Below are 11981 nucleotides of genomic sequence, written 5' to 3'. Positions count from 1 at the left end.
CTGGCGAACAGCCGTTGCAACTCCTCTTCCTGAAAGGTCTGGCGAGCGGCGCCGCCGGTCTTGGAATAGCCGAGGATGGGCACATCGCGGCCCTCGTTGCGGCTGATCCACTTCTGGCCCTTGGCGAAGCTCAGCAGCGCCTGAATCGCGCCCACCCGTTTCTGCTGCACTTAAAGACCGAACTGCATCGTGTGGAGAGCGGTTCGCGTTAGACTGACAGCACCCATTTGGGGGATCAAGGCGCACAGACACACGCCGCCGATACCGGCCAAGCCGGTCCAGTTCTTGTTCACGCATTCCTCCATGGGAGATTTGGAAGACGGCCCCCTTATGACCGGGACTTTTCATCAATGTGACAATGTTCACATGCGAATATGGCAAGGCTGGTGTCGATGCTCATGTCCGCGAGCTCGTCATCGACCGCGGCGCGGCTCTGACAGCCTGGTAATATGCGCTGCCGCGTCTGCGTTTTCATTACGCGTGCGCCATCTGACGCGTTGGGATCCGGTCAAGACGCCGAGTCATAAGTATCGCTTTGACGCTCTGAACTTATTTCCATATTGTGGATAAATATTCCATTATGCGAAGGTGGAGCGATGGTAGGTTGGAGCCGCAGGGCGTTCCTGATGTCGAGTTCGGCCGCTCTGGTCATGCCGGTACGGAACGCGGCCGCAGCACCACTCGCGGAGGTGCAGCGCGAAACGACAGGACCGACCGGGAGCGCGACGTGGCTCGACGGCGCACCGCCAGATCGGCATGAGGGTGTAACCTGGGGACAGCCCTGGCCGCGCGGTACGCATTTGGCGCGTGACTATCGGCTGGCGGCGGGGGAGGCACTCCAGAGCTGGCCGTTGGCATGGTGGCCGGACGGATCGATCAAATGGACCGGCCACGCGGTGGCAGCTGATGCGGCGCGGGCGGAAGGACTGCGTGTCGAAGCCGGGCGGGGGCGCGCATCGGCGAGCATGGTGCAGGTCAGCGAAACGCCCGATGCGCTGACCGTCATCGTCGGCGACACCGTTTGGACGGTTGGGCGGCACGGCGCCGCGATCATCCGTCAGGCGACGACCGGCGGGTCCGTCGTGATGCGCAACGTTGCGCTGACCGCCACGGCGCTCGACCGGTCGGAGGATGACGGCGAAGACCCGGCGCGGTTGCTCCGCTATGCCGGACGGATCGATCGCGCGGTGGTCGAACAAGGCGGGCCGATCCGCGCCGTGATCCGCGTCGAGGGCCGACACGAGGGGGAAGGCGAGCAATGGCTGCCCTTTTCGCTCCGTCTATATTTCCACGCCGGGGCGGCATCGGTGCGGATCGTCCACAGCCTGATCTTTGACGGCGATCCGGCGCGTCGCTTCATCCGGGGGTTGGGCCTGCAGGGTGAAGTGCCGATGCGCGATGCGCTGGTCGATCGGCATGTCCGCTTCGCGGGGCAGGACGGGGGGCTGTGGGCGGAGGCCGCCCGGCCGTTGACCGGGTTGCGGCGCGATCCGGGCAGGGCGTTCCGTGAGGCGCAGATCGAGGGGCGGCCTGTCCCGCCAACCGCGACCATGGCGGCCGCCGTGCGCGACAAGCTCGACTATATTCCGGCCTGGGGTGATTTCCGCCTGCGCCAGCCCAATGCCGGCGGCTTTGCGATTACCAAACGGACCGGACCAGGACATGGCTGGATTGACGTGGATGGCGGCGCGCGGGCGGCCGGCCTCGGCTATATCGGCGGAGTGGGGGGCGGCGTCGCCTTTGCCATGCACGATTTCTGGCAACGCTGTCCGGTCGGGCTGGACGTGACCGGTGCGACAGGCGACACGGCGCGCTTCAACCTATGGTATCACGCACCCGACGCCCCGGCCATGGATCTGCGCTTCTATCACGACACGATGGGCATGGCCGACTATGCGCATCAGAATCTCGGCCTCGACATCACTTATGAGGATTATGAGCCGGGCTGGGGGGAGGCGACCGGGATCGCGCGGACGACTGAATTTCGGCTCTGGGCGCTGCCCGCGACGCCGCCACGCGAGCGGCTGGTCCAGATGGCGGCACAGGTCGCCACGCCCCCGCGCGTGGTGCCCACCAACGCCGCGATCCATGCCGCTGGAATCTTTGGCATCTGGGACCGGGCCGGTTCTGCCGGACCGGGCCTGCGCGGTACGGTCGAAGCGCGGGCGGCGCGCGAGCTGGATTTCTACATCGCGCAGGTGGATCAGCGGCGCTGGTACGGCTTCTGGAATTATGGCGACGTCATGCACAGCTATGACGACGACCGTCATGTCTGGCGCTACGATATCGGTGGCTTCGCCTGGGACAATAGCGAGCTGTCGACCGATCTCTGGCTCTGGTACGCCTATCTGCGTACCGGTCGGGCCGATGTGTTCCGCATGGCGGAGGCGATGACCCGGCATACGAGCGAGGTCGACGTCTATCACCTCGGCCGTTTCAAGGGATTTGGCACGCGCCACGGTGTGCAGCATTGGGGCGACAGCTCGAAACAGCCGCGTATCTCCAATGCCGCGTTCAAACGCATCTTCTATTATGTGTCCGCCGATGAGCGTTGCGGCGATCTGATGCACGCATTGATCGATTGCGACCAGACGCTGCGCCATGTCGAGATCGGCCGCAAGGTCGAAGCGCGCGTGGGCGGTGCCGCACCGCCTGGCGGAACCGGCGCCGTCGTCGCGGACAAGCCGTTGCCGCCGGGGCAGGTCTTCGTCCAGTTCGGCACCGTCTGGGGACCGCTGGTCGCCGCATGGATGACCGAGTGGGAGCGCACCTGCGACACACGCTGGCGCGACCGGATCGTGGCCGGAATGCAGTCGTTGGCCGCCTTGCCCAAGCAATGGTTCGCGGGCGGGGCCCCCTTCGACCTGGCATCCGGGCGCTTTATCGGCGGTGGCGAGCATGTGAGTATGAGCCATCTGAACGGCGTGTTCGGCGTATTCGAGACCATGGCCGAGTTGCTCGAACTAGTCGAAGTGCCCGGCTATCGTGAGGCCTGGCTCGACTATTGCGCATTCTACAATGCGCCCGAGGCGGCGTTCCGCGCGAAGACGGGTGAGCCGGGCAAAGGGCGGGGGCTGACCCAGGCGCATTCGCGCTACACCGCCTATGCCGCCGTGCAGAGGCACGATCCGGCCTTGGCCCGTCGCGCCTGGGCCGAGTTTACCGGCGCGGGCGACCGGGCCGGACGCGACCAGCGGCGGGGCGTGACGAAGATCCTGCCGCCCGCGGTGCTGAAGCCGGTCGATGAACTGGCCGATGTCTCTACCAATGATGCCGCACAATGGGGGCTGGCGGCGACCGCCAATCTGGTGCTGCTGGTACCCTTGCTGGGCGGGGGCGCATGATCCTCCCCCTGGTCGCACTGGCCGTGGCAGCGACACCCGTCGCGTGGCAGGCGGATGGGTTCCGGGCCGACAATCTGTCCCGCTGGCGGATCGAGGCGGAGCCGGGGGCTCGGATTTTCGCCCGAAACGGTATTCTCGATATCGATGCCGCGGACGGTGTGACCCTATGGTACGCCCGCGCGCTGACCGGTCCGGTGGCGATCGACTATGACGTGATGGCGGTGCAGGCCGGTGGCCCGCACGACACAGTCAGCGACGTCAATGCCTTCTGGATGGCGCGTGACCCGGCGGTATCCGGCGGCTCGGTCCTGGCGCGACCGCGCGATGGTCGTTTCGCCAGCTATGACGGGCTGGAGGCCTATTATGTCGGGATCGGCGGCAACCGGAACACGACGACCCGTATGCGGCGCTATGTCGGGCGGTCGGGGGATCGGCCGCTGCTCCCCCAGCATGACCTTGGCGACAAGGCGGCGATGCTGGTGCCCAATCGCTGGACGCATATCCGCCTGATTGCGAACGGAAACGAGATCGCGGTCGAGCGCGATGGGCGGCGGTTGTTCACGATGCAGGACGCCGCACCCTATCGCCAGGGCTGGTTCGGCCTGCGCACGACGCGGAGCCATTTGCGGGTGCGAAATATGCGGATCACGCCGCTGGCCCGAGAACAATGATGGTCGGATCGTCGTCGATCCGACCATTCCTGTTTTAGAATTTCAAGCTGAGGCCCGCAAAGAAACGCTGGCCTGGGTAGAAAACTTCGGACGTTCCGATGTTCTTGATATAGGTCCGGCCAAATTCCTTGTTGATGTTCTGCATTTCCATGAACAGGCTGTAATGCCACTGCGGGAAACGGAACGTCACCTTGGCGTCAAGATAGCCTTCGCCCTTGCGATAGATGGGCAGGTTCCCGTTGTTTGCATCGGCCACCGTCTGCAACCAGTCTGACCGGAAATTATAGGCCAGGCGAGCATTCAACCAGCCCTTGTCGTAGAAGATGCTGGCATTGTAGGTCCATTTCGACAGGCCCGGATAATCGTTCAGCGGCTGGCCGGTCGCGCTATTGGTCAGGTTGGTGCGTAGCGCACGAGCATAGGTCATGTTGGCGCTGGCGCCGAAACCGTCGAACGGAGCGGGCAGGAAAGTGAAAGCGGTCTGCGCGCTCGCCTCGATCCCGTCGAGCAGTGCGCCGAAGCCGTTTACCGGCTGGCGCACGGTATAGGTTACCCCGTCTTGGAACAGGTCGACGCCCGAGCGTACGATATTTTCGATGACGAAGCTGTTCTCATACTTCTTGTAATAGCCCAGGCTGACCAGCGTGTCCTTGTTGGGATACCAGGCAAGGTTCACCTCCCACTGATCGGCGCGATAAGGTTGCAGCTCCGGGTTGCCTGCGGAACAGGCACTGTCCGCGGCGGCGATGGTCAGATCGTCGAGGCAGTTGATGTTGGGGACGAGATTGGTCGGCTTGGGCCGGGCCATGTTCTTGGCCCAGTTGCCTTGCAGAACAAGGTTGGGTGTGATCGCCAGCTGAAGGTTGAAGGTAGGTAGAATGTCGACATAGTTATTGTCGAGCGATAGCTGCTGCGCACCGAGTACTACGGTTTCGGGCCGACCGGCCCCGTTCAGGCGTGTCTGGCGACGGATATTGGTTCCGGTTCCGACATCCTTGGTAAAGACATAGCGGACACCGGCATTGCCGGTCAGGCGCATGCCGAGCACTTGCTGTTCGAAATTGCCCTGGACGTAGCCTGCCGCGATCGTCTCAGCGATCTTCACCTGCGGGATTTGCGGCAAGCCGTCGGCCTGGCGCACCAGCGACTGGTTAAAGCCCGACAGGTCATAGAATTGCCCAAGGATCTTCGGATCGAAATTGGCATAGGCCAGGCGGGTCGGGATGGAGGACGGAATGCCTTGAATGCCCGTGAACATCGGTGCGCCACCGGTCGTCGTACCCAGCGCGCCGATGAGGTTGGCATATTCGGTGCGCGTCAGGAAATAGGTGTTGCCGATCGAGCGCTGCGGCACGCTCGCCGCATCGACGATCTGGGTATTATACGACACGTTCGCGCTCGTCTGATAGACGGCGGGCGTCGAACCCGACGCGGGCGTCAGCAAGCGAGAGCCGCCGCCCTGATAGGTGTAATAATCGGCCCAGCGGAACTGGCCGCCGAACTCGATGCTCCGCAGCGGCCCCAGATCGGTGTCGTAAGTCCCGTCCAGTTTCAGCTGGTTCTCGCTATTACCCTGATCGCTCGGACGATACTGAACGGTCGGGCCGGCGGCCATGAAGTTTCCGGTCCGCGTGTAGTCGGTATAGATGCCCGGATCGGCGGGGTTGACGTTACTGGGATAGATGAAGACCGGCACGCCCAGGTCGTTGTTGCGATCGACCTGCATACCGGCGATGCCGGTGCTGAGCGAAATCAGGTTGGTGTTGCCGATCGTGCGCGATTCACTGCGCGAGGCGAGGCCCTTCAATCGCAGGCGGTCGACGTTCCATTCGAAACCGGTGATATAATAACGCGACTTCTGGTTGTACTGGAAGTCGCGGCGCTGAACGCCCAGGATGTTGGACGAGCCGTTATAGTTCGGTGCGGCCCCGCTACCGATGTTCACCGAGTTGAGCGCCGTCGTATAGCTAGTGACTACATGGTTGGCATCGACAGTCGATGTGCCGTTCTGAATGACCGCCGTGTTCGGGGCTGCCAATTGGTAACGCTGGATGCGGCTCATATCGAGAGAGTAGTTGACGTCCTGAAGCCGCTGGTCGCGGTTGTTCCATTGCACTTCGGCATAGGCGCGGAAATTGTGCGCGAACTCATACTGCGCCGTGATGTCACCGGACAGACGCTTGTCGCGGCGCACGAGGTTGCGATAGCGCGGTGCGGTCGGAGCCCAGTCATAGAACTGGCTCTCGCACGCGGTACGACGCGTCGCCGCGCTCTGGCTGGCCGTCGCGCTGACGCCGGAGCAGCTGGCCAAGCTGTTGAACGCGGAATAATTCGGATCGGCGACCGTCTTTTCGTTCGAACGGTCGAAGTCGGCGATGCGGCTCCAGTTCGTGTTGCTGGCATAATCCTGTCGCGTGGTCACGTCGCTATAGGTAATATTGGCCAGGACGCCGAGGCCGTCGATCAGGAAATGGGGCGTACCCACCAGCAGAGTCGCACGGGGGCGCCAATCCTTGGTCGTTTCCAGGTGTTGGCCGGACAGGTTGACTGTAGCCACCCCTTGTTTCAACTCCAACGGCTTGCGCGTCTCGATTAGGACGGTGCCGCCCAGACCGCCTTCAGTCAGCTTGGCCTGATACCCCTTATAGACGTCGATCGACTTGACGAGTTCGGAGGCGAATTCGCGGAAGTCGCCCGCGCGGGCCCCCAATGCGGAGGACTGGCCGACGCCGTTGATCTCGACACGATTGAGATCGGGCTCTACGCCACGGATCGAAATCTGATTGCCTTCACCGAATTCGCGGCTGAGCTGGACGCCGGTGACACGGGCCAGGCTGTCGCCGATATTCTTGTCGGGGAAGCTGGCGATATCGTCGGCGACGATCGAATCGACGACGGTGCCCGCGTTGCGCTTGCGCGAGATGGCGGATTGCAGCGAGGCACGCGTACCGACGACGATGATATCCCCGGCGCTCGCGCCTCCCAGCGAATCGGACGACTGGCCACTTGTTCCGCTATTGTCGCTCTGCCCGTTTGCTTGGGCATTCTGCGCAAAAGCCGGGGTCCCCAGCGCCAACCCGGCAGCCAGGACGCCCCAGGCCGATGTCCGCATCATGCCCCGCAGGAATGGCCGATCATGAGTCTGATGAGATCCGGTGATGGCGACGAAACCGTTCATGGTGTCCTCCCTCTCGCCCCGGTGTCGCCGATGTTTCTCAGCTGACGGTTCTGGGGCCCCCTAAAGTGTAAAGAGGTTGTATATGACCACAATGTGGAATGCAATCATATAGATTGGAATTTTGTATAGGATCGCTATTCTTGTGCCCGTCACCAAAATGGCAGGGCAAGCGACCGGAAAGACGGCGTTTTTGGAAGAGGAGGTAGCGGATGGGGAAGCGGATTGGACAGGCGCTACGCGGCGGTATTGGGTCATGGGTCGCGATCACCGCTGCGTTTCCCCTGATGGCGATGCCGCCGGGCGAAAACCGGCAGGTAGAAAGGCTGAACCGTGGCGTTGTCGCGGTTCCGGCCATGGGAGGCGGCGTCCTGGTCAGCTGGCGGTTGCTGGCAGCCGATGCGGAGGGGGTTGGCTTTGACGTCTATCGCGATGGTCGGAAGATCACCGCGCATCCCGTCATCGATTCGACCAATTTCCGAGACCCGGCGGGCACATCGATCAGTCGCTATTCGGTACGTATGGTCGCATCCGGCGCTGCTGGCGCGCTCACCACCGAAGCGCAGGTCTGGGCGAAGGGCTATCTTTCCATCCCGCTCGATCCGCCGCCAGGTGGCGTCACCCCCGATGGCGAAGCCTATAGCTATACCGCAAACGATATGGGGATGGGCGATCTTGATGGTGACGGGCAGCCTGATCTGGTGCTGAAATGGGACCCGACCAACAGCCATGACAACAGCCAGGCTGGCTATACGGGGCCGGTCTATCTCGACGGCTATACGCTGGCGGGCAAGAGGTTGTGGCGGATCAATCTCGGCATCAATATTCGGGCAGGCGCTCACTACACCCAGTTCCTGATCCAGGATTTCGATGGCGACGGCCGCGCCGAGGTGGCGATGAAGACCGCCGACGGCACGATCGATGGCACGGGGCAGGTGATCGGCGACGCCAAGGCCGACTGGCGCGAACATGGCGGGGAGGTGCCGCAGGCCGACAGGACCGGCGCGCATGTCACCGCCGACGGGCGGATGGTCGCCAAGCTCGCCGGGCGTATCCTGACCGGGCCTGAATATCTGACCGTGTTCGACGGACGGACTGGCAAGGCTCTGGCGACCGCGCCCTATGATCCGCCGCGCGGACCACGAAACGATCCGGGCTTTGCGCAGATGGCGAAGCTGTGGGGCGATGCTTATGGCAACCGGGTCGACCGGTTCCTGGCTGGTGTCGCCTATCTCGACGGGCGGCACCCGAGCATGATCTTCGGGCGCGGCTATTATGCGCGCACCGCGATCGCCGCCTGGGACTATCGTAACGGCAAGCTGACCGAGCGCTGGCTGTTCGACACCGACCAGCCGGGCAATCAGGACTATGCCGATCGGGGCAATCACCAGCTCAGCATTGCCGACGTCGATGGCGATGCGCGCGACGAGGTGATCTACGGCTCGATGGCGGTGAATGCCGACGGCAAGGGGCTATGGACGCAACCGCTCTATCATGGCGACACCATGCATGTCGGCGACCTTGATCCGTCGCGGCCGGGGCTTGAGAAATTCGGCGTGCATGAACAGATCGCCCATAATGGCGGCATCGGCTCGGCACTGCTTGATGCGCGCATCGGTAAGATATTATGGACTAAGCCCGCGAAGTCCGACACCGGTCGCGGCCTATCCGCCGATATTGACCCGCGGCATGTCGGCGAGGAGATGTGGGGCGCGAACCAGCCTGACTTGTACGACGTGCATGGCAAGCCGATCGGCCCGCACCCCCGCCAGACCAACTTCGCCATTTGGTGGGACGGCGATTTGCTTCGGGAACTGCTCGACGGCACGACCATTTTCAAATGGAACTGGAAGACCGGCACGACCGAGCCGTTGCTGGTGACGGAGGGTACGGCGTCGAACAACGGGACCAAGGCGACCCCGGCGCTGCAGGCGGACTTGATCGGTGACTGGCGCGAAGAAGTGGTGTGGCGCAGTGCCGATAATCGCGAATTGCGCATCTACACCACGCCTTGGCCGACAACTCACCGGATCACGACGTTGCTCCAGGACCCGGTCTATCGCGCCGGGATCGCTTGGCAGAATACGGCTTACAACCAACCGCCGCACACCGGCTTCTATCTCGGCATGGCCAAGCCGTCCGACAAGGCAGAGTAATGGGGCGGCGCAGCCCGGTCAAAGAACCGGGTTGCGTCCCCAAAGCTGGTCGTAGCGCCAGCCCGACAGGTCCTCAACCACCTCGCGGGTGTGTGGGGTGGCGGGTTCGCGTTCCCCCGCACGCAACCGCTCGATCTCGTCCATCAGGACCGCATGGCTGGCGGGATCTAGCCGGAAGCGGAGCGAGACCCACAGGCCGAAGGCAAGCAGCGCCAGCGTGCCGCCGACCATGACCGCGACGATGGCATGGATGGTCTGAGGCGACTGGCTGGCCGCGCCGGTGACGAAGCCCGACGCCTGCAGGATTTGTCCCACCGCGATCAGCGCGGCGGCCTGCGACATTTTCCGCACGAAGGTCATCACCCCCGCAAAGGCGCCCTCGCGACGGCGACCGGTAACGATCTCGTCGACATCGGCCATATAGTTGTAGGTCGCCCAGGGGATGTAGTTGAGCGCCCCGCGTCCCAGCCCGGCGAACGCCACCGGCAACACGAACACCCAGCCGCTCGCGCCCTGTCCGGTCCACCAGAGACCGAGGAACAGAAGGACACCCAGCGCAAAACTGCCCACTGCGATCCGGTAGGCACGGGCGGGCGACGCGCGCAGCGCGAAATTGATCGCCAGCAGCACCGCCAGCGTCTGCACGGCATAGGTCAGCCCTGCCAGATTCGATACCGCCAGCGTCGTGCCGCCCAGCGCGAAGACGACGAAATAGGCAAAGGCCGCGTTGAAGATATCCTGGCTGATATAACCGCCCAGATACATGCCCAGATGCAGCCGGAACGCGCGGATACGCAGCGTCGAGAACAGGTTGCGGTACAGGTCGCGGATTGCGGCCAACGGCGTCATGCGCTCGCGGGCGAGTTGCCTGGTCTCGGCCGTGCGCGGACGTTCCCAGCTTAACAGATACAGCATCGTCGCCGAGAGCATGAACAGTATGGAGAACAGGATGCCCATGTACAGATATGTGTCAGGCGAATCCTTGCCCAGATGCTCGATCAGGCGGCCCGGAAGGATGGCGGCGAGGATCGCCGAAATTTGGCCGCACATGATGCGCCAACCGGCGAACTTGGCCTTGGTCCGGTAGTCGCTCGCCATCTCCGCCGCGAGCGTCTCGAACGGGATGATCTCGAGCGCATAGACCAGTTCGAACAGGACGTAGGTGACGAGATAATACCAGAAGCTCTGGCCTGCGACCCACATGATCGCGAAAGACGGCAGGAGCGGTATGGCAGCCAGCACGAAAGCGCGCCGCCGCCCGAACCTGCGTCCCGCCCAGGTGTTGCCGAACCGGTCGGAAATATAACCGATGGTCGGGCTGGCCACCGCGTCGAGCACGCGGGCGATGCCGAAGATCAGCGTCGCCTGTGCCGCCGACAGGCCGCAAAAGGTGGTGTAGAAGAACAGCACCCAAGTGCTGATGACCGCCATCGACCCGGCGCCGAGGATGTCGTTCGATCCATAGGCGGCAAAATTGTACCAGCGGACCGGACGGGCGGGGGCGATGGCGGCGTTTGCCATCAGATGTACGTCCGCAGGAATTCGCCGAGCGCGCAGATCGCCAGGCTCTGGCCGTACGGCATCGAGGTGAGCGCGATGTCCTTGTAGAACTGCATCGTGTCGCCCATCGCGGTGCCGAAGCTCACCTGCTTCAGCTCGCCCTTGTCATCGATATTGGCGAGCACGGCGCGGATCGCCTTGATCCCGACCGCCTCGTAATGGCGCGGCAGATAGCCCTTCCGCACCGCCTTCAGGATGCCATAGGCGAAGCCTGCGGTGGCCGACGCTTCCAGGTAGCTGGTCGGATCGACGATCAGCGTATGCCACAGCCCGCTTTCGTCCTGATGCTCGGCCAGCGTCTTCACCTGTGCCGCCAGCGTGTCGATCAGGAAGGTGCGGAACGCGTCGCCCGGTGGCAGATCGAGCATCTCGATGATCTCGGGGATCGCGATCGTGACCCAGCAATTGCCGCGCGCCCACAGCGCGCCCGCAAAGTTGTGGCGACCATCGAAGGTCCAGCCATGATACCAGAGGCCGGTCTGGCGATCGAACAGATATTTGATGTGGATGAGGAACTGGCGCTTGGCCTCCTCGATATAGTGCGGGCGGTCCAGGATCTGGCCGATGCGGGCGAGCGGCAGGACGCTCATCATCAGCGTGTCGTCCCACATCTCCTGCGGGTTCTCGTCGTTGAAGACGATGTGCTGGAAGCCGCCTTCCTCGGTCTTGGGCAGGCCGTCATCGGCCATCAGCCATTCCGCCCAGATGTCGAGATAGGGGAGGTAGGTCTGGTCGCCGGTCTGCTCATACAGGTTGGCGAGCGTCAGGAAGGGCGACATGGTGTTGATGTTCTTGGTCGGCGTGCCCGCGGCGAAGCGGTCCTCGAACCATTTCAACATCACGTCCCAGGCGGCCTGGTCGCCGGTCAGCTCCCAATAACGGTACAGGCCGAACAAGCCGATGCCGTGTGTCCATTCCCAGTCGTTCCACCCCTTGGTGTCGATCACCCGGCCATCCTCCAGGCGGAGCAGAAACTCGCCGGTCTCGTCCTTGATGTTGACGAGGTTGTCGATCAGCTTGGCGATCTGCGCCGTCACCTCGGCGCGGGGAATGTCGTGATTGAGGGCTGCCACGG

Annotated in this window: 6 protein-coding genes; 3 read left to right on the top strand and 3 right to left on the bottom strand. The window is 63.3% G+C overall.

Annotation, left to right across the window (positions count from 1 at the left end):
• The first annotated feature begins 626 nt into the window (after window positions 1-626).
• Both LRP66_RS17180 and LRP66_RS17175 read left to right on the top strand, forming a co-directional pair.
• Window positions 627-3344 (top strand): exo-rhamnogalacturonan lyase family protein, encoded by a 2718-nt coding sequence (locus LRP66_RS17180; protein ID WP_230483821.1) that lies wholly within the window; start codon window positions 627-629, stop codon window positions 3342-3344.
• Complete coding sequence (locus tag LRP66_RS17175) at window positions 3341-4015, top strand: DUF6250 domain-containing protein (RefSeq protein WP_230483820.1); 675 nt, start codon at window positions 3341-3343, stop codon at window positions 4013-4015. The genes LRP66_RS17180 and LRP66_RS17175 overlap by 4 nt, the downstream gene beginning before the upstream one ends.
• 34 nt (window positions 4016-4049) lie before the next feature.
• Here LRP66_RS17175 and LRP66_RS17170 read toward each other — a convergent pair whose 3' ends face one another.
• Window positions 4050-7193: a TonB-dependent receptor gene (locus LRP66_RS17170; RefSeq protein WP_230483819.1), complete on the bottom strand. Its 3144-nt coding sequence runs from the start codon at window positions 7191-7193 to the stop codon at window positions 4050-4052.
• A 209-nt stretch (window positions 7194-7402) separates the two neighbouring features.
• On the opposite strand from LRP66_RS17170, the gene LRP66_RS17165 reads away from it, so the two are divergent.
• Window positions 7403-9346, top strand: a complete 1944-nt coding sequence (locus LRP66_RS17165) for a rhamnogalacturonan lyase (protein ID WP_329959301.1) — start codon at window positions 7403-7405, stop codon at window positions 9344-9346.
• Window positions 9347-9364: 18 nt separating this feature from the next.
• On the opposite strand, the gene LRP66_RS17160 is transcribed toward LRP66_RS17165, so the two are convergent.
• On the bottom strand, window positions 9365-10867 hold the full coding sequence (locus tag LRP66_RS17160; RefSeq protein ID WP_230483818.1) for an MFS transporter: 1503 nt from the start codon (window positions 10865-10867) through the stop codon (window positions 9365-9367).
• Window positions 10867-11979 (bottom strand): beta-galactosidase BglB, encoded by a 1113-nt coding sequence (gene bglB / locus LRP66_RS17155; RefSeq protein ID WP_230483817.1) that lies wholly within the window; start codon window positions 11977-11979, stop codon window positions 10867-10869. The genes LRP66_RS17160 and bglB overlap by 1 nt, the downstream gene beginning before the upstream one ends.
• Window positions 11980-11981: the final 2 nt, after the last annotated feature.

Source organism: Sphingomonas sp. Leaf21 (assembly GCF_916858675.1).
Classification (GTDB): Bacteria; Pseudomonadota; Alphaproteobacteria; order Sphingomonadales; family Sphingomonadaceae; genus Sphingomonas.
This window is presented reverse-complemented; position numbering and strand designations above follow the sequence as displayed.